The sequence below is a fragment of the Hydrogenophaga sp. 5NK40-0174 genome (assembly GCF_040372165.1).
Lineage (GTDB): Bacteria > Pseudomonadota > Gammaproteobacteria > Burkholderiales > Burkholderiaceae_C > Hydrogenophaga.
On sequence record NZ_BAABWG010000002.1, the window covers coordinates 319,212 to 338,230 of the forward strand.

The 19,019-nt window shown below is 62.1% G+C and carries 17 protein-coding genes; 10 read left to right on the plus strand and 7 right to left on the minus strand.

All coding sequences use genetic code 11. The features are described 5' to 3' along the window. Nucleotides 1-44: 44 nt before the first annotated feature. Nucleotides 45-3,032 (minus strand): valine--tRNA ligase, encoded by a 2,988-nt coding sequence (locus ABWV89_RS07145; RefSeq protein WP_353395516.1) that lies wholly within the window; start codon nucleotides 3,030-3,032, stop codon nucleotides 45-47. Nucleotides 3,033-3,240: 208 nt separating this feature from the next. Between ABWV89_RS07145 and ABWV89_RS07150 the strand changes: the two genes are divergently transcribed. After that, nucleotides 3,241-3,663 carry a rubrerythrin family protein gene (locus ABWV89_RS07150; protein WP_353395517.1) on the plus strand — a complete coding sequence of 141 codons (423 nt, stop codon included), beginning with the start codon at nucleotides 3,241-3,243 and terminating at the stop codon, nucleotides 3,661-3,663. Further along, a complete protein-coding gene (locus ABWV89_RS07155) occupies nucleotides 3,660-4,298 on the plus strand; it encodes a DUF3501 family protein (protein WP_353395519.1) in 639 nt (212 codons plus the stop codon). The genes ABWV89_RS07150 and ABWV89_RS07155 overlap by 4 nt, the downstream gene beginning before the upstream one ends. 27 nt (nucleotides 4,299-4,325) lie before the next feature. On the opposite strand, the gene ABWV89_RS07160 is transcribed toward ABWV89_RS07155, so the two are convergent. Continuing rightward, complete coding sequence (locus ABWV89_RS07160; RefSeq protein ID WP_353395520.1) at nucleotides 4,326-5,039, minus strand: pseudouridine synthase; 714 nt, start codon at nucleotides 5,037-5,039, stop codon at nucleotides 4,326-4,328. Between ABWV89_RS07160 and yaaA the strand changes: the two genes are divergently transcribed. The 6 genes from yaaA to ABWV89_RS07190 all read left to right on the plus strand — a co-directional run bounded on the left by yaaA (nucleotide 5,038) and on the right by ABWV89_RS07190 (nucleotide 11,031). Continuing rightward, nucleotides 5,038-5,814, plus strand: a complete 777-nt coding sequence (gene yaaA, locus ABWV89_RS07165) for a peroxide stress protein YaaA (RefSeq protein ID WP_353395522.1) — start codon at nucleotides 5,038-5,040, stop codon at nucleotides 5,812-5,814. The genes ABWV89_RS07160 and yaaA overlap by 2 nt on opposite strands. A gap of 41 nt (nucleotides 5,815-5,855) precedes the next feature. Then, entirely contained in the window at nucleotides 5,856-6,779 is a 924-nt protein-coding gene (locus ABWV89_RS07170) for a 2OG-Fe(II) oxygenase (RefSeq protein WP_353395523.1), read from the plus strand. Further along, nucleotides 6,776-7,669, plus strand: coding sequence for an alpha/beta fold hydrolase (locus ABWV89_RS07175; RefSeq protein WP_353395525.1), 894 nt, complete (start codon nucleotides 6,776-6,778; stop codon nucleotides 7,667-7,669). The genes ABWV89_RS07170 and ABWV89_RS07175 overlap by 4 nt, the downstream gene beginning before the upstream one ends. Next, on the plus strand, nucleotides 7,666-8,553 hold the full coding sequence (locus tag ABWV89_RS07180; protein WP_353395527.1) for an FkbM family methyltransferase: 888 nt from the start codon (nucleotides 7,666-7,668) through the stop codon (nucleotides 8,551-8,553). The genes ABWV89_RS07175 and ABWV89_RS07180 overlap by 4 nt, the downstream gene beginning before the upstream one ends. A 151-nt stretch (nucleotides 8,554-8,704) precedes the next feature. Beyond that, on the plus strand, nucleotides 8,705-9,547 hold the full coding sequence (queF, locus tag ABWV89_RS07185; protein ID WP_353395529.1) for an NADPH-dependent 7-cyano-7-deazaguanine reductase QueF: 843 nt from the start codon (nucleotides 8,705-8,707) through the stop codon (nucleotides 9,545-9,547). A 275-nt stretch (nucleotides 9,548-9,822) separates the two neighbouring features. Next, a complete protein-coding gene (locus ABWV89_RS07190) occupies nucleotides 9,823-11,031 on the plus strand; it encodes a hypothetical protein (protein WP_353395531.1) in 1,209 nt (402 codons plus the stop codon). Between the two features lie 39 nt (nucleotides 11,032-11,070). Here ABWV89_RS07190 and ABWV89_RS07195 read toward each other — a convergent pair whose 3' ends face one another. Together ABWV89_RS07195 and ABWV89_RS07200 are read right to left on the minus strand one after the other, a co-directional pair. Then, entirely contained in the window at nucleotides 11,071-11,913 is an 843-nt protein-coding gene (locus ABWV89_RS07195; RefSeq protein ID WP_353395532.1) for an enoyl-CoA hydratase-related protein, read from the minus strand. After that, the gene (locus ABWV89_RS07200) at nucleotides 11,876-13,180 is read right to left on the minus strand and encodes a Y-family DNA polymerase (protein WP_353395533.1); all 1,305 of its coding nucleotides are present in this window, start codon (nucleotides 13,178-13,180) and stop codon (nucleotides 11,876-11,878) included. The genes ABWV89_RS07195 and ABWV89_RS07200 overlap by 38 nt, the downstream gene beginning before the upstream one ends. Before the next feature lie 90 nt (nucleotides 13,181-13,270). Here ABWV89_RS07200 and ABWV89_RS07205 point away from each other — a divergent pair, with 90 nt between their 5' ends. Then, nucleotides 13,271-13,999: an SIMPL domain-containing protein gene (locus ABWV89_RS07205; RefSeq protein ID WP_353395534.1), complete on the plus strand. Its 729-nt coding sequence runs from the start codon at nucleotides 13,271-13,273 to the stop codon at nucleotides 13,997-13,999. Nucleotides 14,000-14,021: 22 nt separating this feature from the next. Here ABWV89_RS07205 and ABWV89_RS07210 read toward each other — a convergent pair whose 3' ends face one another. Continuing rightward, the gene (locus ABWV89_RS07210) at nucleotides 14,022-14,570 is read right to left on the minus strand and encodes an anti-sigma factor domain-containing protein (RefSeq protein WP_353395535.1); all 549 of its coding nucleotides are present in this window, start codon (nucleotides 14,568-14,570) and stop codon (nucleotides 14,022-14,024) included. A gap of 203 nt (nucleotides 14,571-14,773) precedes the next feature. On the opposite strand from ABWV89_RS07210, the gene ABWV89_RS07215 reads away from it, so the two are divergent. Further along, nucleotides 14,774-16,039 (plus strand): hypothetical protein, encoded by a 1,266-nt coding sequence (locus ABWV89_RS07215; RefSeq protein ID WP_353395536.1) that lies wholly within the window; start codon nucleotides 14,774-14,776, stop codon nucleotides 16,037-16,039. Here ABWV89_RS07215 and ABWV89_RS07220 read toward each other — a convergent pair. Together ABWV89_RS07220 and ABWV89_RS07225 are read right to left on the minus strand one after the other, a co-directional pair. Further along, a complete protein-coding gene (locus ABWV89_RS07220) occupies nucleotides 15,997-17,178 on the minus strand; it encodes an alpha-hydroxy acid oxidase (RefSeq protein WP_353395538.1) in 1,182 nt (393 codons plus the stop codon). The genes ABWV89_RS07215 and ABWV89_RS07220 overlap by 43 nt on opposite strands. A gap of 147 nt (nucleotides 17,179-17,325) precedes the next feature. Next, nucleotides 17,326-18,933, minus strand: a complete 1,608-nt coding sequence (locus tag ABWV89_RS07225) for a bifunctional aminoglycoside phosphotransferase/ATP-binding protein (protein WP_353395539.1) — start codon at nucleotides 18,931-18,933, stop codon at nucleotides 17,326-17,328. Nucleotides 18,934-19,019: the final 86 nt, after the last annotated feature.

Genomic DNA, 19,019 nt, shown 5'->3' on the forward strand with positions numbered 1-19,019 from the left:
CCGTGCAGGGGGCCGAGCCTGCGCACGGTCCGGCCCTCGGGGCGTCAGCCCAGCCGCTTGAGTTGCTCTCGCACTTTTTCCAGCAAGGCCGAGAAGTCGGCCAGACGCGTTCGTTCCTGCTCGATCACGGCAGGCGGCGCCTTGCTGACGAAAGACTCATTGGACAGCTTGCCATTGGCCTTGGCGATTTCGCCTTCCAGGCGCTTGGCTTCTTTGCCCAGCCGGGCCTTCTCAGCTTCGACGTCGATTTCCATGAACAGGCAAAAGCGTGCCATGGCGTCGCCAGCACCCACCACGGCCACGGGAGCTGCCTGCGCTTCGGCGGCCCAGGTGGCCTCATCGGCAAACACCTTGACCTCGCTGAGCTTGGCCAGGCCCTGGATCACCGGCGCCATCTTTTCCATGAACGCGTTGTCGCCCACCACGTACATGGGCAAGCGCTGGGCCGGTGACACGCCCATCTCGCCACGCAGGCCGCGGCAGGCGTCGATGATGCTCTTGAGCTTGGCCACATGGGCTTCGGCCTGTTCATCAATGCGCTCTGGCTGGCTGATCGGGTAGGCGGCCACACTGACCGATTCTCCAGCGCGGCCTGCCACCGGCGCGACCTTTTGCCACAACTCTTCCGTGATGAATGGAATGATGGGGTGGGCCAGGCGCAGAATGGTTTCCAGCGTGCGGATGAGGGTGCGGCGCGTGGCGCGCTGCTGGGCTTCGTCGCCGGTCTGGATCTGGACCTTGGCGATCTCCAGGTACCAGTCGCAGAACTCGTCCCAGATGAACTGGTAGATGGCGTTGGCGACGTTGTCCAGGCGGTACTCGGCGAAGCCTTTGGCCACCTCGGCTTCCACGCGCTGGATGGTGGAGGTGATCCAGCGGTCCGCCTGCGAGAAGTCCATGTAACCACCCGGCGCGCAGGCCGCGGCTTCGTGGTTGTTCAGGCCGCAATCCTGGCCTTCGCAGTTCATCAGCACGAAACGGGTGGCGTTCCAGAGCTTGTTGCAGAAGTTGCGATAGCCTTCGCAGCGCTTGGAGTCGAAGTTGATGCTGCGACCGAGCGACGCGAGTGCGGCGAAAGTGAAGCGCAGCGCGTCGGCACCGTAGGCCGGAATGCCTTCAGGGAATTCTTTCTCGGTTGCCTTGCGGACCTTGGGTGCCGTCTCGGGCTTGCGCAGACCGGTGGTGCGTTTCTCCAGCAGTGGGGCGAGGTCGATGCCGTCGATCAGGTCGACCGGGTCCAGCACGTTGCCTTCGGATTTCGACATCTTCTTGCCCTGCGCGTCGCGCACCAGGCCGTGGATGTAGACGTGCTTGAACGGCACGCGACCGGTGAAGTGGGTTGTCATCATGATCATCCGGGCCACCCAGAAGAAGATGATGTCGTAGCCCGTCACCAGCACGCTGCTGGGCAGGTAGAGGTTGTAGTCACTCTCTGCGTCGAGTTCTTCGCGCACCATGGCCTGTGGCCAACCGGTTGTGGAGAACGGCACGAGGGCCGACGAATACCAGGTATCGAGCACGTCCGGATCGCGGGTCAGGGTCTTGCCAGCGCCAGCCTTGGCTTGTGCCTCGGCTTCGTCGCGTGCGACATAGACTTCACCTTGCTCGTCATACCAGGCCGGGATCTGGTGGCCCCACCACAGCTGGCGGGAGATGCACCAGTCCTGGATGTTGTTCATCCACTGGTTGTAGGTGTTGACCCAGTTCTCGGGCACGAACTTCACTTCGCCGCTTTCGACGGCGTCTATGGCTTTTTGAGCGATCGAACGGGTGTCGTTGCCGAAGTCGGCTTCAGCGCCGGGCCGCCCCAAGCTGGAGCCAGCCCCCTCGGGGGGCAGCGAACCACGCGCAGCGGGGAGCGTGGGGGCTTTATTCATCGCCACGAACCACTGGTCGGTCAGCATGGGCTCCACCACCTGGCCGGTTCGGGCGCAGCGCGGCACCATCAGCTTGTGCTTCTTCACCTCGACTAGCAGGCCTGCTGCTTCGAGGTCGGCCACGACCTGTTTGCGGGCCACGAAGCGGTCCATGCCGCGGTATTTCTCGGGCGCGTTGTCGTTGATGGTGGCGTCCAGGTGCAGCACGCCGATGATGGGCAACTGGTGGCGCTGGCCCACGGCATAGTCGTTTGCGTCGTGTGCGGGGGTGACCTTGACGACACCGGTGCCGAATTCACGGTCGACGTACTCATCGGCAATCACCGGGATTTCGCGGTCGCACAGCGGCAGGCGCACATATTGGCCAATCAGGCCGCTGTAGCGCTCGTCTTCAGGGTGCACCATCACGGCCACGTCACCCAGCAGGGTTTCGGGGCGGGTGGTGGCCACGGTCAGGTGGCCGCTGCCGTCAACCAGCGGGTAGGCGATATGCCAGAGGCTGCCGTCTTCTTCTTCGCTCTCCACTTCCAGGTCCGAGACGGCCGACATCAGCACAGGGTCCCAGTTCACCAGGCGCTTGCCACGGTAAATGAGGCCTTGCTCGTACAGCTTGACGAAGGTGTCTGTTACCACCGTGGACAGCTTGTCGTCCATGGTGAAGTATTCGCGCGTCCAGTCCACCGAATCGCCCATGCGGCGCATCTGGGTGGTGATGGTGTTGCCCGACTGCTCCTTCCACTCCCAGACCTTGGCGACAAAGTTCTTGCGCGCCTCTTCAGGCGTAGGGCCCATGTCGTGGCGGCTGATGCCCTGGCCTTGCAGTTGGCGCTCCACCACGATTTGCGTGGCAATGCCGGCGTGATCAGTGCCGGGAATCCAGGCGGTGTTGAAGCCCATCATGCGGTGGTAGCGGGTGAGGCTGTCCATGATGGTCTGGTTGAAGGCGTGGCCCATGTGCAGCGTGCCGGTCACGTTCGGCGGCGGCAGCTGGATGGCAAAGCCGGGCTCGCCGGCCTTTGGCTCGCCGGTTCCGCGGAAGCCCGCGACGCCGTAACCACGCTTCTCCCACTCAGGGCCCCACTGCGCCTCGATGGCGGCGGGCTCGAAGGATTTGGACAAGGATTCCAGGGCGGGTTGTTGCAGTGCGTCGGTCATGGGGCTGGCGCCAGAAAAAGGAGGCGGCATCGCTCGGGATGCCGCTGGGAATGCTGGGGAAAGTCCTTGATTTTATTCGACCTTTTGAGTCAAAGGCAGGGGCCTGGAGCCAGGTATGAGCGGTGTGGGGCCAAAACGTGGTCCAATTTGTCCCAGAGAACAAGACATGGGCCGCATGACGGCCCACCCACGATTGAAGAGACCCGATATGCCCGAACTCAAGGGATCCCGGACCGAGCAATGCCTCAAGGATGCGTTTGCAGTGGAGTCCGAAGCCAACCGCCGTTACCTGTATTTCGCGAACAAGGCCGATATCGAAGGTCAGGCAGACATTGCCTCGCTGTTCCGGTCGACGGCGGAAGGTGAAACCGGTCATGCCCATGGCCACATGGAGTTTCTGGAGGGGTCGGGCGACCCGACCACTGGCCTGCCGATTGGCAACACGCGTCAGGTGCTCGAAGCTGCCATTGCTGGCGAGACGCATGAATACGCCGATATGTACCCCAGCATGGCGAAGATCGCCCGGGAAGAAGGCTTTGCGGACGTGGCCGACTGGTTTGAGACCTTGGCCAAGGCCGAGCGCTCCCACGCCAACCGTTATCAGCGCGCACTGGACGCATTCGAAGAATGACCGACCGCGACGGCTTGGCCGCGCAGGCGGCCGCCATGGGCATGGAATTGCACGGCGGCATTGCGCCAGACAACCTCATGACACTGGAGGCTTACGACCGTTGGCGCCGCGAGCACAAGCCGGCCATGATGGCGCACCGCCGTTTGCGAAGCCTCGACCTTGGCGATCACCTGACGCTGCAGTTCGAGAGCGAGTTGACCATGCGTTATCAGGTGCAGGAGATGCTGCGGGTCGAGCGGATTTTCACGGCCGAAGGCATCGCTGATGAAGTGGCGGCTTATGCGCCACTGGTTCCAACCGGCACCAACTGGAAAGCCACTTTGCTGTTGGGCTTCTCCAGCCCAGAAGAGCGCCGTGCTGCGCTCTCGCGCCTGGTGGGCGTGGAGCACCGCCTCTTTGTTGAGGTGGCAGGTCAGGACAAAGTGTTCGCCGTGGCCGACGAAGACCTGGACCGCAGCACCGCCAGCAAAACGAGCGCGGTGCACTACTTGCGTTTCGAATTGCCGCAAGGTTTCAGAGACGCGGTGCTGGGCGGCGCCAGTGTGACGCTGGGGTGTGACCTCGAGGCGTGTGCCGAGACCCTGAACGTGCCCGCTGCAACGCTCGAAAGCCTGCGGCTGGATCTCGTCAGCTGATTTTTCGCACGCCGCTACGGAGCCGGCTCAGGCATCCGGTTGGAGTGCGAAAGGCATCCACAACCCCCATTCCGCGCCCGGTTCCGCTTCGAAGTTCAAGGCTTGTTGGGTGACCGGATGAGGCAGCGACAAAGTCCGGGCATGCAGCCACAGGCGGGCCTGGCCCAGAAAACCCGCCACGTCGCGGTTGAGCGGGCCTTTGCCGTGGGTGCTGTCGCCGATGATGGGGTGGGCGATGTGCTTCATGTGGCGGCGCAACTGGTGCCGCCTGCCCGTTTCCGGCCACAGTGACACGAGGGCACACCGCGTTTGCTCGAACGTTCCGTAGGGCAGAGGCAGGTTCAGTCGCTGCTCAACGCGAAATCGGCTGCTGGCTTCCTGCACCTCTTCCCGGCCCGCCCGTGCGTCATCGGGCATGCGGCTCAAGGGGTGGTTGATTTCTCCTTCCGCCGGCTGTGGCCAGCCGCGAACAATGGCCTGGTAGCGCTTTTGCATTTGGCCGCCGGCCTCGAACCATTGGCCCATGGTTCGCGCCACATCGGCGTTCAGCGCAAACACCAGCACCCCGCTGGTGCCTTTGTCGAGACGGTGCACCGGCCACACCTGACGAGCGATCTGATCGCGCAGCATCTGCAGTGCAAATCGGGTCTCGCCAGCGTCCAGGCCGGTGCGATGAACCAGCAAGCCGAAGGGCTTGTTCACGACTGCAAGATAATCGTCCTGATAAAGGATTTCGAGCATGTTGTTTCTATTGTCTCCTGCCAAGGCGCTCGATTACGAGACGCCGGCCCCGATCGATACCCACTCCCAGCCACTTTTTGTGCCCCAGGCCAAGGAACTGATTGGCGTTCTGCGCGAGAAATCACCTCAGCAAATCGCCGAGCTGATGAGCCTGTCGGACAAACTGGCGGGCCTCAACGCAGCGCGATACGAAGCCTGGAGTCCCCGCTTTACCGGGCGCAATTCCAAGCAGGCCGTGCTGGCGTTTGACGGCGATGTGTACGGAGGACTGGATGCACCGCACATGACGGCAAAACAGCTCGAATGGTTGCAGGCGCATCTTTGCATTCTCAGTGGCCTGTATGGTGTCCTGCGACCACTGGACAGGATGCAGCCGTACCGGCTGGAGATGGGGACTCGCCTGGCCACGAAGAAAGGCAAGAACCTGTACCAGTTCTGGGGCACCCGGATCGCCGACTACCTCAACGAACGTGCCAAAGAGCAGGGCACCGATGTGGTGGTCAACCTCGCCAGTGAGGAGTACTTCAAGTCCGTCGACAAGAAGGCGCTCAATCCACGGGTGGTGACCTGCGTCTTTGAAGAGCGCAAAGGCGATGGCTACCGCATTGTGAGCATCATGGCCAAACGCGCCCGCGGCCTGATGATGCGCTACGCCACGCAGAAGAGAGTGACCCGGGTGGATCAGCTCAAGAAGTTTGATCTGGAGGGCTATGTGTTCTCGCCCGCAGCGTCCGAAGGCGACCGTCTGGTCTTCCGGCGCGACCGGACGGGTTGACCCCGATCAAACGATTCGCACGATCCGCTACAGTTAAGCCCATGACTGCCTCGAACAACTCCTCCCAATCCGCGCAGCAGGCGATCACGCCCGAGCTTCGTGACTGGATCGTTGACCAGGCAGCGGCCGGCTTCCCTCCGGAGAAGATCATCGAGGCCATGATCAAGGCGGGCTGGCAGGAGTCCGTGGCCGAGCAGGCCCTGGAGGTCACGCTCAGCGACTATCTGCGCACCCTCAGCGAGGGGCGCGAAGCGGCCCCCGCCCCCAAGGTGGGCGGCAGGCGCATGTCCGGTGTTTCCGTGACCACCAAGGCCATGCCAGACGTCGACCTCGAGACCTCCCCTCGCATACTGGATCTGGGCGACAGGCAGGTTGAAGTTTTGCTGGCCATGCGGGTGCCGCGCATTGTGGTTCTGGGTGGTTTTTTGAGCGACCAGGAGTGTGATGCCCTGGTCGAAGCGGCCGTTCCCCGCATGAAACGTTCATTGACAGTGGCGACCCAAACCGGAGGAGAGGAGCTCAACCCCGACCGCACCAGCGACGGCATGTTTTTCTCTCGCGGAGAGAGCGAACTCATCTCCGCCGTGGAGTCGCGCATTGCACGCCTGTTGAACTGGCCGGAGGTCAACGGCGAGGGTCTGCAGGTGCTCAATTATCAGGAAGGCGCCGAGTACAAGGCGCATTACGACTACTTCGACCCCAATGAGCCCGGTACACCGGCGATCACCAAGCGCGGAGGGCAGCGCGTGGGCACGATGGTGATGTACCTCAACAACCCGGCGCTGGGCGGGGGCACCATATTTCCCGACGTTTCGCTTGAAGTGGCGCCGCAAAAAGGCAATGCGGTGTTCTTCAATTACAGCAAGCCTCACCCGTCGACACGCACGCTTCACGGCGGCTCGCCCGTGACGCAGGGAGAGAAGTGGGTGGCGACCAAATGGTTGCGTGAGCGGCAGTTTTCATGAAGCTGCCGTCCAACGGGCTGGAGTTCGAGGTCGAGGTGCAGGGGCGTGACTCTGCGCCAGCCGTCGTGCTGATCATGGGCTTGGGGATGCAACTGACGGCGTGGCCGCCGTTGCTGGTTCAGGGCCTCATCAACAGCGGATACCGAGTCCTGAGGTTTGACAATCGCGATATCGGCTTGTCATCTCATCTGGATCATTTGCGTTTGCCAAACCTGACATGGCAAGTGGTGCGCAAGCGCCTCGGCATGCAGGTCCACGCACCGTACAAGCTCTCGGACATGGCGCGCGACGTCAAGGGACTGATGGATGCGCTCGATATTGAGCGCGCGCACCTGCTGGGCGTCTCCATGGGGGGCATGGTGGCCCAGCATCTGGCGGCCAACTGTCCGGATCGGGTGCACAGCCTGACCAGCATCATGAGCTCCAGTGGCGCGCCCGATCTCCCCGGGCCGGACCCGCAGATCCTGCAGGCCATGCTTCGACCTCCACGCAGTCGCGACCCGGAAGATCTGGTCGATCAGCTGATGGATACGATGCGTCTGCTGGCCAGCCCGGGATACCCGCAGGACGAAGCAGAGTTGCGCGCCCGGATGCTGGCCTCGATTCGGCGCAGCTATCACCCCAAGGGTGTGCTCCGGCAGCTGTTGGCCGTCATGGGTGATACTGGAAGACACCGGTTGCTCCGGCAGGTGCAATGTCCGACGCTGGTGATACACGGCAATGCAGACAGAATGGTGCCTCTGGCCTGTGGTCAGGATACAGCGGCACGCATTTCGGGCTCCCAGCTGGAGATCATTGAAGGCATGGGGCATGACTGGCCACCTGCGCTCGCTCAGCGGATGGCCGAGCTGGTGGTGCCCCACATGCGAAAGGCCGGAGCTGCTGCATGACGGGAGGCCAACGCAAGGTGGTGGGAAAGGTGGATCTGACGCGCCATGGCAGCAAGGGCGCAGGCAAGCCTCGGGCTTTCTCCGTGCGGATGCAGTCCACAGGCGGCGTCAACTACCTGGTGCACAACGGTCCCGACCTGATCAACCAGCACCTGGGTGCCGGGCGGGTGTGGGAGCCGGCAACCCTTCAACTGGCCTCCATGCTGTTACAGCGCGTACGCATGCCCGTGGTGCTGGATATCGGCGCCAACATGGGCGCTTTTGCCGTACCTGTCGGGAAGTGGCTGGGTGCCAGAGGCGGACGCCTGCTGGCATTCGAGCCCCAGAAGATGGTTTTCTTCCAGCTGTGTGCCAACCTGTTCGCCAACGGGCTCACGCATTGCGATGCGCGGCGCCTGGCAGTGGGCGAGGCGGTCGGGCAGATCGAATTGCCCGTGCTGGACGTAGGCTCGCATGCCAACCTCGGCAGTTTGTCGCTTGACCGGGAGATTCAGGGCTTCAAAGGGCGGCTGCCATTGCAGTCAAGCCAGGTTGAAACCGTGCAGATGACATCCATCGATGCCCTTGACCTGCCCCGTGTCGACCTGATCAAGATCGATGTCGAAGGGCTGGAATTCGAGGTGCTCAAGGGAGCGCGTCAGACCATCGAGCGCAGCGATTTCCCACACCTGGTGTTTGAGGTGTGGGGCGACAGCGTTCCTCAGTACCGACCGAAGCGGGAAGCGTTGCTGGAGTTCGTCGAGAACGGTCTGGGGTATGAGGTGACTCGACTGGGTGAGTTGTGCGTGGCTCAGCACCCACGGCGCCGGGAGTTTGATGTGGTTCGCAATGCGGACAAGACGATCACCTTCAAGCCCGTGCAGCGGCCGGTCGCCGAAGACTGACACACGGGCTGCTGCTCACTGATGTACAGTCTCTGGCTCATTTGTGCGGCGTCGTGAGCGCGACGCAACATTTGCTGCGGCCAATGCAGGGCCGTTTGAACACGCGCTTGAGCGTTCCTTGACCCTGAAAGACAGACAAGCAGGCAGAGCCATGACACCAGACCAGTCTCCGCTGGGAAAAGCCAGCGCGTATGCAGACCACTACGACGCAGGCCTGCTGTATCCATTGCCCCGCTCCACCAAGCGGGAGGAAGTGGGGATCACTGGGCGTCTGCCTTTCATGGGGGCGGACCTCTGGACAGCGTACGAACTGTCCTGGCTGAATCCGCGCGGCAAACCACAGGTCGCCATTGCGCAATTCATCGTGCCTTGCGAGAGCACGCACATTGTCGAGAGCAAGTCGTTCAAGCTGTACCTCAACAGCTTCAACAACACGGTGGTGGCCTCGGCCGAAGAGGTGCAGACGCGCTTGCGTGATGACCTCAGCGAAGCGATCTGGCGAGGAGGCCCGGTTCAGGCGCGTGTAGGCGTTCATCTGGTGATGCCCGATGCGTTCGATGCACAGCCCATCCACGAACTCGATGGCTTGCTGCTCGACCGGCTCGACGCAGAGTGCAGCCAGTACGAACCCGACCCAAGCTTGCTGACATCGGCGACAGACGAGCAACCCGTGACTGAGACGCTGGTCAGCCATTTGCTCAAGAGCAACTGTCTGGTCACAGGTCAGCCCGATTGGGGGAGTGTGCAGATCAGCTACACCGGCCCCCAGATTGACCAGGAGGGCCTGCTCCAGTACATCGTGAGTTTCAGGAACCACAACGAGTTTCACGAGCAGTGCGTTGAGCGCATCTACATGGATGTGCTCAGACAGTGCCAGCCGACCAAGCTGTCCGTGTACGCGCGCTACACACGTCGAGGGGGACTGGACATCAACCCCTGGCGCAGCAGCCATCCCCGGCAACCTCCGCCAAACGTGCGGGGCGCCCGCCAGTGAACGCATCGGGCGAATCAGCCGTGCTTCGTGATGTCTGGCATGGACGGTTAGCGGTTGTTTTGCGGGTAAATTTCCCTCGCAAGCTTTGAGCCACGGTGTTCGTGACATATTGGGTAATAGCGCCTTGATGTGTTGGGCGCAAGCCACCAGGCTTTCCTAGAATTTCCGGGATCTGCCCAACGAAGGGCCGAAGGCATGGCTTCGGCGGGGGCAGGCCAGCAAGGAATATTCAATTGGATTCGACGGCACTTTGGGAGCTCGTGATTTGGGCCGGGATGGCAGGCGTTCTGCTGATCCTCGCTCTCATTGCGTCCGCTGATCTGGCCGTCCAGCGCAACAAGGCATCGCTTAGGGGACTGGCCTTCATCGTTCTGACTGGCGGAGCGGCGGTGATCATGTCCGGCCTGCCATCGATGCTGTGGCCGGGCGTGTCTGACAAGGCCTGGCTGTTGCTCAAGGTCAGCATGGGGCCGCTCAGCGGCGCTTTGGCGCTCTCCTATCTCGGTATCTGGCTCGATGAAGCGCATGAAGATGCGAACATGCGTCGAATGGTGACATCAGGCAGCATGGGCCTCGTGATGGCGGCCATTGCTCTGGCGCTGATGACCGTGTCGACCGACGCCATCACCGGCGCAGGACTGATCGCTCTGGCTGCGGTGGTGAACCTGCTCTCAGCTGCACTCGCTTTCGCAGTGGCGTTACGAGGTGCCCGACTGGGTGACCGGCTGGCGCGCTGGATGGTGTATGCATGTGTCAGCCTTGCCGTGATGGTGGCAGGCCTGTACAGCCAGGGCCTCGGTCTGGCGCCGCTGGGTCTGGCGGGCAAGGCCATAACTGCGCTCACCACCGTCGGCTACTTTCTTGTGGTGATCGTGCTGACGATCCTGCGTACCCGGGAACAACGTCGCCTGCGCCGCATGGCAAGAGGCATTGTTGGCCGTGAAGTGGATATTCCGATGGCACAAGGGGCTGCACTGATCCCTCGCGTCGAGGATGCCATCTGGCGCAGCCAGCGCATGCAGCAGCGTTGTGTGGTGGCGGCTGTCAGTGTCAGAAACCTCTACGAACATGGCGAACTGGTTCCCAATGGATCGGAGACCAAGATCCTCTCTGTTCTGGCCGCGCGCATCCGCCGCCTGGTAGGCTTCCGAAACGTGGTCGGTCTATACCATCCGCGTTGTTTTGTACTGGCCGTCTCATCGGGGCAAGATCCCAAGCGCGGCGAGCTCAAGATGAATGAGCTGCTGAGCAGCCTGCGCGAGCCGGTGCCGTTGACCATTCACGGCGAGCCCGTGCGATTCATGCCATGCGTGGGGATGGGAGTGGTGCCGGTCGATGCCCCCTCGCTGTCTGCGCTGGACGCGATCAATCAGGCTGAGAAGCAGTCGTTCAATGCACCGGGTATGGTCCTGTCGGCTGTGCCGTCCAACGATGAGCCGCAGGACGCGCAAGACACCATGCCGCCGTCCATGGCGTACTACTGATGTCTGGTGCGCGGCCTGACGGACTGAAGGACTTGTTGGTCAGGCGTCTTTGAACGACTGGAGCCTGGCCAGCGGTGCAAACTCGCCGCTGCGCTTTTGCTGCATGGCGGTGATGGATTCCTTGACGTTCTGGTTGCTCCAGATGGCGCCTTGCAGCCAGCCCATTTGCCGCAAGCTCTCGTCGACCGAGTGGTCGCGGGCGTAGTGAATGGCCTGCTTCGTTCCCCAGATGGCGACCGGTGGCTTGCTGGCGATCTCTTTCGCACAGGCCAAAGCTGCAGCGATGGTTGCCTCGGCGCTGTCAAACACCTCATTGACCAGGCCGTATGCCATGGCCTTGGCCGCAGGCAGTCGCTTGCCGGTGTAGGCCAGTTCCTTGACCACCGCCAGTGGGATGAGCTTGGGCAGGCGCTGAAGGGTGCCGACGTCGGCGACCATGCCGATGTTGATTTCCTGGATGCAGAAGAACGCGTCTGCACTGGCATAGCGGATACAGGCAGCGCTGACCATGTCCACCGCGCCGCCGATGCAGCCGCCCTGAATCGCGCAGATCACGGGCATGCGCAGGGTCTCGATCTTGGTGAAGGTGTGTTGCATGTCCGTGAGCAGATCGAACACGGCAGCGCGGCCCTCGGGCGACTGGTCATCAAGGGTAATGGCGCCAGAGAACGTCTCAAGCGCCATGCCGGCGGAAAAGTGCTTTCCAGTGCTGCTGATCACCACGGCGCGCGCGCGGCCTTCGTGATTCAGTGCAGTGAGGTGCTCGTCGAGCTCTCGCCAGAACTGGGGGTGCATGGTGTTGAACGCATCGGGGCGATTCATCACCAGATGGGCGACGTTTTCTTCAGTCCAGGTCAGGGAAAAGCAGTTCGGTGTACTCATCGGCAGGTCCTTCTTTGACAGTGCGGTTGGGCGCAGAGCCCTTGGTCTGCCCTGTACTGTAGACCGGCTGGCCGCTACCCGCTGCCTCGGACTTGACAAGCTTGCCCACCCGCACGCCCAGCAAGCGAATGCGGCGGACGAGATCTACCCGCTTGAGGCATTGGCCGGCGTGTGCGCGGATGTCTCCCGCGTCGTCGGTGAACTGGTCGATGGTGAGGTCCCGCGTAACGGACTTGAAGTTGTCGTAGCGCAGCTTGATGCCGATGGTTCGTCCTTTGTAGCCCTTGCGCTGCAGGTCTGCCGAGACTTGTTCGCACAGCCGGGTAAAGACCTGGCCGAGCTCTTCGCGGTCTGCCTTGGCGTGCAGGTCCCGCTCAAACGTGGTCTCCCGGCTCATGCTCACCGGCTCGCTTTCGGTGACCACCGGGCGGGAATCGCGCCCCCAGGCCACGTCGTGCAGCCAGGCGCCGTAGCTCTTGCCGAAGGTTTCGATGAGCCAGGGCTTCTCCCGCGCGGCGAGTTCGCCGATGGTGGTGATGTCGTAGCGCCGGAGCTTTTCGTCTGCCTTGGGGCCGATGCCATTGACCTTGCGACAGGGCAGGGGCCAGATCTGTGCCTGAAGGTCTTCCGGCATGACGATACTGATGCCGTTGGGCTTCTTGAACTCGCTGGCCATTTTCGCCAACAGCTTGTTGGGAGCGACGCCGATGGAGCAAGTCAGGCCCAGTGCTTCATGGATCTGCTTCTGGATCAGGCGCGCCAGCACGCGGCCATTCTCGCGTTGCCCGCCAGGCACGTCTGTGAAGTCAACATACACCTCGTCGATGCCACGATCCTCCATGACGGGTGCAATGTCGGTGATGGTCTGTTTGAACGTGCGCGAGCAGCGCTTGACTTCGTCCCAGTCCACCGGCAGCAGGATGGCCTGCGGGCACAGCTTCGCGGCCTTCATCAGGCCCATGGCAGAGCCGACACCGAACTTTCTGGCGGCATAGGTGGCCGTGGTGGCCACGCCGCGACCTACGTAGTCGACCAGGCGCGGAAACCACTCCAGAGGCACACGTCCCAGGGCATCAGCCGCCTCCCAGTCATGTTCCGGGTGGGCGCTCATCAGCTCGGCCCTGAAGCCGTCCAGGTGGCGACGGCCACCTCCGATGACGACGGGCTGCTCACGCAACTGGGGGAAATGCAGCAGCTGCACGGACGCGAAGAATGCGTCCATGTCCAGGTGGGCGATGCGTCTGATGGAGGGTGCTGGGTCCTTCATGGGGTGTACACGAGCGCTGGTGCGACGGTTTCGTTAGCATATCCTTGTCTGCAACCCGGCGTCTGCCGACGTCCGCCAAGGAGAATCCACGTGTACACCTTCATCGCGCGCATCGTGACCGCCGCACTCGTTGCAGCTGGCATTGTGATTGCCGGCATGGCCATTGGCCAGGGCTTCGAACGTTTCAGGATGTCGGATCGGAGCATCCAGGTCAAAGGTCTGGCCGAGAAGGAAGTCGATTCGGATTTTGCAATCTGGGCGGTAGGGTTCCGGCGCGCGGGCAAGACGTTTTCTGAAGTGCAGGAGGCGTTGGCCGCCGACCGCCAGCGTGTGGTGGCTTTCCTCAAGAGCAAGGGCTTTGCTGATGCGGAAATTGAGCCCAGGCCACTCATTGTCGAAGACTTGCTCAGTCGCGACTATGCGCAGACCAACGTTCCCTTCCGCTTCAACGGAAAAGGCAAGGTTCTGGTGAAGACCTCGCGCGTATCGGCAGCAGAAGCGTCGGCGCTGGCGCTGGATCCGCTCATTCAGGCAGGGGTCGAACTCGCTGGAGACAACAACATGCCGCTGTCAGGGCCGACATTTCAGTTGAGAAACCTCAACGCCCACAAGGCAGCGCTGCTGGCGGAGGCGACTCGAAATGCCCGAGAGCAGGCGACCAGCTTTGCCGCCGAAGCCGGTGCACGCCTGGGCCCGCTCAAACGGGCCAACCAGGGCGTGATCAGTATCTCTGGCGACGATGGACGGGGATACGACGATGGAAGCACGCGCATGAAGCGCCTGCGCGTGGTGAGCAGCTTCGAGTACGAACTGCGCTGAGCCGGACCGGGCCGCTGGAGCCTTAGATCGACTTCTGAACCAGCCAGCCTTTGAACAGCCAGGGAAGGCTTGGACCGTTCTCTGCGGCCACGCCCCCTTTGTTCTCGACGCTGATGGCCAGTGCCGCAGCGCCATCCAGGTCGTTCGCATTGACGGGCATCTGCAGGGTCTTGTATTTGCTTTCAATCACACCGAGAGAACGCGTTGACTGGCCGTCGGTAGCGACGGCCCAAACCTGCATGCTGTCCTCGCGGCCTTCTTTCACGCTATTGAGGCGCTGAATCTGCAGCATGCCTTCATTGGGGTCGAAGGTGGCCAGAATGGCCGGTAGTCCCTCATCGTCAAGAAGCACCGAAACCTTTCGCACTTGTGGCACGGTATCCAGGCGCTTCTCCAGGCTGTCAATCTGGGCCTGAAGCTGAGTGATCATGCTGGTGCTCGCGGCCCAGCCAAGCAAGCCGGCGAGCAGCAGAAAAATGGTGCCGGCACGCCACCACGCACTGACCCCGGAGCGGGCGGGGGCGGGGGATGGCGAGTCGCCGGACGAAGAGGTGTTGGGGTTATTGCTCATGGAAACTGGTGAACGGAGTGCACTGGCGACAGCACTCTGCGCGTACCCTATGACTTGCGTGTCGAGAGAGGTGTGCCGTGGCTGTCAGGTCAAACAGCCAATGGTAGCGGCTTGGCATGTCAAGACAGTTATACTTTAGTACTCCATTACTACCGCAAGAACCCCATCCAAGCCGATGCCCCCGGACGCCCAGCCTCTTCAACATGCGAACGCCTGACTATCCAGCCTTGATGCTCTCGGATGCAGAGTTGGCGACCTGGGCAGCCATGGCAGGTGTGTTGTTGACCCTCACGGTCGTGGCTGCCGTGGATGCCATCAACCAGCGATCCAGAGGGGCCATCCGCGCCCTGGTGTTCATGCTGGTACTGGGGTCGGCCACCGTGCTCATGACGGGCTTGCCTGAGCACCTGTGGCCCCACTGGCCGATCTTGCGCGACGAAGTGCTCAAGATCGGGCTTGCGCCACTGGGCTGCGGCATCGCCCTGTTTTACCTGGGCTTGTGGACGGGCTCGGCCAAAGACGATCAGATGAGCCGCTATGCGGTGCCGACTTACTCCATGGTGCTCATTGGTGCTGCACCTGCCCTGGCCTGGCTGGCCGCCACGGGGCACCCGGCTGACGAGCTGCTTCTGTTCAATGCGGCACTGGCCTTCCTGGCGGTGATCTTTGCCGCCCTGGTGGCGGTGCGCAGCGTCACCCTGGGCGATGAGCTGGCGCGCGGCATGGTGGTCGCTTGCCTTTTTCTGGCGGTTTCCGTCTCGGGCCTGTACGCCACTGGCCTCGGGGTGGTGCATGACAGCTGGCAGCAAGGCATGACAGCCGCAGCGACGGTGGGCTATTTTCTGACGGTGGTGACACTGAGCATTCAGCGCACCCGGGCTGCCCGGCGCCTCAAGCGTGAGGCCATGGGTTCCACTGCTTCGGAGGAGGGCTCCGGACACCTGCCCAGGGGCGTCGCGCTCATGCAGCGCGTCGACGATGCGCTGTGGCGCAGTGCCAGAGTTGACCGGCCGTGTATCGTGGCAGCAGTGGCTGTGCCCAACCTGTATGCCTACGCGGACACATCACCGCTGGAACTGGAGCCACAGATCATCGCGACACTGGCCGCGAGGATTCGGCGCATTGTCGGATTCAGGAATGTTCTCGGCCTCTACCATTCCCGCTGTTTTCTGCTGGCCGTCTCTGCCGTGCAGGACCCACGGCGGGGGTCCCTGGTGGCAGACCGAATGCTGCGCTATGTTGAACGGGCCGTGCCACTGGACCCGCGCACGCGTTACCAGGAATTCGTGCCGCAGATCGGCATCGGTGTGGTGCATGTCGAGCCACATCCGAACGGTGAGCAGGCTGATGCCTTGTCAGTGATGAATCGAGCCGAGCAGCTGGCCTTGCTTGCAACCAGCCTGCCCGAGCGAATTGTGCGCACCCGTCACATCGATCCGGAAGGCTCCATCTTCGGCGAACTGGGGTAGGTGCTGGGCAGGAGGATGCGGCTGTCAACCGTGGCCAGCTGCGTATGGCCGCAGAAGGCGGCAGTGAGGTCCAGTTCCTTGTGGATGATCTCCAGGCATTTGGACACCCCTTCTTCACCCATGGCACCCAGGGCATAGAGGAAAGCGCGACCGATGTAGGTGCCGCGGGCACCCAGCGCCCATGCTTTGAGAACGTCCTGTCCACTGCGTATGCCGCCATCCATGTGGACCTCGATCTGGTCGCCAACCGCTTCCACGATGTCAGGCAGCGCACCAATGCTGCTCTGCGCGCCATCGAGCTGGCGACCGCCGTGGTTGCTCACGATGATTGCGTCGGCCCCTGACTGCACAGCCAGCCGGGCGTCTTCCACATCCTGAATGCCCTTGAGGATGAGCTTTCCGCCCCAGCGCTCCTTGATCCAGGCCACATCGCCCCAGTTCAGGGCCGGGTCAAACTGCTTGGCCGTCCATTCGCTCAGGCTGCCCATGTCATCCACACCGCTGACGTGACCCACAATGTTGCCGAAGTCACGTCGCTTGGTACCCAACATGTTCATGCACCAGCGCGGCTTGGTCGCCATGTTGATCATGTTCGCGACGGTGAGCTTGGGCGGGGCGGAGAGTCCGTTCTTCAGATCCTTGTGGCGTTGACCCAGGATCTGCAGATCCAGCGTGAGCACCAGTGCCCCGCAGCGGGCAGCCTTGGCGCGGTCGATCAGGCGACCGATAAAGTCTTTGTCGCGCATGACGTACAGCTGGAACCAGAAGCCTTCACCAGCGTGTTCGGCCACATCTTCAATGGAGCAAATGCTCATGGTCGACAAGGTGAAGGGCACACCAAAGCGACGGGCTGCACGGGCCGCCAGAATCTCACCATCGGCATGCTGCATGCCGGTCAGGCCGGTCGGCGCCAGGGCCACAGGCATGGCCACCTTCTGGCCGACCATGGTGGTGGCCGTGCTCCGGTTTTCCATGTTGACGGCCACGCGCTGTCGCAGCTTGATGGACTGGAAGTCGCTCTCATTGGCGCGGTAGGTACTCTCGGTCCAGGAGCCCGAATCGGCATAGTCGTAGAACATGCGGGGCACCCGCTTCTGTGCCAGAACGCGAAGGTCTTCGATGTTGGTGATCACGGGCATGAAAGATGTCTCCAGAGGGCTTTGTGGCTTGTGTGGGCAGTGGTGGCGGGGTCAGCGGCATGATGTGCTGACTCCGGGCATGTTATCCCCGCAGCCCAAAAGCTGGTTGTGAAACCGGGCCTTTCGGCATTGAAAAATATTGACGCTTCAGGTGCCTGGCCAGTCCTGGGGGGTCATCACGTCCTGGCGCTCATCCGCATCGAGCCCCTCCATCCAGCCCAGTTGCTGATCCAGTACCGCAACCGTCGCCTCGGAAGCATCGCCGCCCGCACTCGCGCGTTGTTCAATGCGGCGCCTGAGCTCCTCAACCGGCGCCTGTGGTGCCAGAACGCCGAAAGGAACAGACATTTCGTCGGCGAGAGCATGGAAGCTCGCCCGTTCGGCCTGTTTGAGGAACGCAGCGTCGACCACCACGGCCCATCCGCTCAGGAGCAAAGCGCGGCTTCGGATCAGAAGCGAGTTGTACGTCGCTTGGTGGGCAGAGGGTGCATACAGCCCCGATTGCAGACCCGAGCCGCTAGGGGCCAGTGGACCAAGACCGTGCAGGCGCTTGCGTTCCACGTCTGAGCGAAGTCGAATGCAGCGTGGAGTGTTTTCTCCCGCCGACTGCATCCACGCGAGGGCTTCAGTGGATTTGCCGCTGCCTGAGAGCCCATGGGTGATGACCAGCGCCTGTCGAACTGTAGAAGCCAACTGCTCTGCCAGCTCCAGGTACTGCATGGCGTGTGCAAGGGCCTGGTTGGCAGCTGCAACGGACGCCGCGTTGGCCCTGTGTTGTCGATATTCGATGGCGGCCACTTTCGCTCGCACCATCGCTCGGTACACCGCAAAAAACGGCAGCAAGGTTGGGGCTTGTACATCGCCACTGGCATCGACCCATGCGCTCAGCCACACATGGGCCAGACCCACCTGATCGCGAGCCATCAGGTCCATCCACAGAAAGGCAACTTCGCTGGCCACATCGATCCACCGCAACTCGTCGTTGAATTCGATGGCATCAAAAGGAAGCACGCGGTCGCCCATCAACACAAGATTGCCAAGGTGGAGATCGCCATGACCTTCCCTGACTCGTCCGGAGGCCAGTCTGTCCAACAGAAGGTCGTCGATCTGAGCGATCTGTTCTTCGGTCCATCTGCGCAGGTGGTTCAGCGACTGATGGGCAGCCACCTGGGCCGTTGGCAGGTCTTGCTCGAGCGAGGTGAAGTTGTCCATGGCCCAGCGCATGATGGACTCGGGCCTGCCCCATCGATCGTCGGGCGGCGTACTGCCTGCGGTGGACTGAATGCGGACCAGGTCACGCGCCAGTTGGGTGAGATGGGTCGCCGACAATGCTCCGCGCTGACAGACAGCGTCCAGCTGCTGCTCGCCATCAAAGCGGCGCATCTTGACGGCGTACTCTGTCGCATCAGATGGGCAGGTGTCGACGGCTCCCCAGCGAGGCGCTTCGGGCGTCCCCACAATTGGCAAGACACCAAGGTACATGTCTTGACCCGAGTCTTTTTCCACGGCCAAGCGTCGGTTGATCTCCACCTCGCGAAAGCAGTCAGCCCGGCGCTTCTCCAGCGTGGAGAAATCCATGAAGGGCAAATGCACCGGCTTCTTGATCTTGTAGGCGAATTCACCCGCTAGCAAAACCCAGGCGCCGTGGGTTTCCCTGAGGTGTATGCCGTCTGGCGTGGCATGACGGAAAGCGGCACTGCGTAGCAGTGAGCGAATCAGTGCAGGCTGTTGATCATTGGATGGGTGGCTGCTCATGATCTGGCTTCATGGCGCTTGTGCAGCGGTATTGAAGGGAGTGGAGAAGCGATGATGTCCATGGCTGACGGATAGTGTCAGTGAGC

Coding starts and splice junctions, on each gene's coding strand:
- ABWV89_RS07145 (WP_353395516.1), bottom strand. CDS start 3,032: ATGACCGACGCACTGCAACAACCCGCCCTGGAATCCTTGTCCAAATCC.
- ABWV89_RS07150 (WP_353395517.1), top strand. CDS start 3,241: ATGCCCGAACTCAAGGGATCCCGGACCGAGCAATGCCTCAAGGATGCG.
- ABWV89_RS07155 (WP_353395519.1), top strand. CDS start 3,660: ATGACCGACCGCGACGGCTTGGCCGCGCAGGCGGCCGCCATGGGCATG.
- yaaA (WP_353395522.1), top strand. CDS start 5,038: ATGTTGTTTCTATTGTCTCCTGCCAAGGCGCTCGATTACGAGACGCCG.
- ABWV89_RS07160 (WP_353395520.1), bottom strand. CDS start 5,039: ATGCTCGAAATCCTTTATCAGGACGATTATCTTGCAGTCGTGAACAAG.
- ABWV89_RS07170 (WP_353395523.1), top strand. CDS start 5,856: ATGACTGCCTCGAACAACTCCTCCCAATCCGCGCAGCAGGCGATCACG.
- ABWV89_RS07175 (WP_353395525.1), top strand. CDS start 6,776: ATGAAGCTGCCGTCCAACGGGCTGGAGTTCGAGGTCGAGGTGCAGGGG.
- ABWV89_RS07180 (WP_353395527.1), top strand. CDS start 7,666: ATGACGGGAGGCCAACGCAAGGTGGTGGGAAAGGTGGATCTGACGCGC.
- queF (WP_353395529.1), top strand. CDS start 8,705: ATGACACCAGACCAGTCTCCGCTGGGAAAAGCCAGCGCGTATGCAGAC.
- ABWV89_RS07190 (WP_353395531.1), top strand. CDS start 9,823: ATGGCAGGCGTTCTGCTGATCCTCGCTCTCATTGCGTCCGCTGATCTG.
- ABWV89_RS07195 (WP_353395532.1), bottom strand. CDS start 11,913: ATGAGTACACCGAACTGCTTTTCCCTGACCTGGACTGAAGAAAACGTC.
- ABWV89_RS07200 (WP_353395533.1), bottom strand. CDS start 13,180: ATGAAGGACCCAGCACCCTCCATCAGACGCATCGCCCACCTGGACATG.
- ABWV89_RS07210 (WP_353395535.1), bottom strand. CDS start 14,570: ATGAGCAATAACCCCAACACCTCTTCGTCCGGCGACTCGCCATCCCCC.
- ABWV89_RS07215 (WP_353395536.1), top strand. CDS start 14,774: ATGCGAACGCCTGACTATCCAGCCTTGATGCTCTCGGATGCAGAGTTG.
- ABWV89_RS07220 (WP_353395538.1), bottom strand. CDS start 17,178: ATGCCCGTGATCACCAACATCGAAGACCTTCGCGTTCTGGCACAGAAG.
- ABWV89_RS07225 (WP_353395539.1), bottom strand. CDS start 18,933: ATGAGCAGCCACCCATCCAATGATCAACAGCCTGCACTGATTCGCTCA.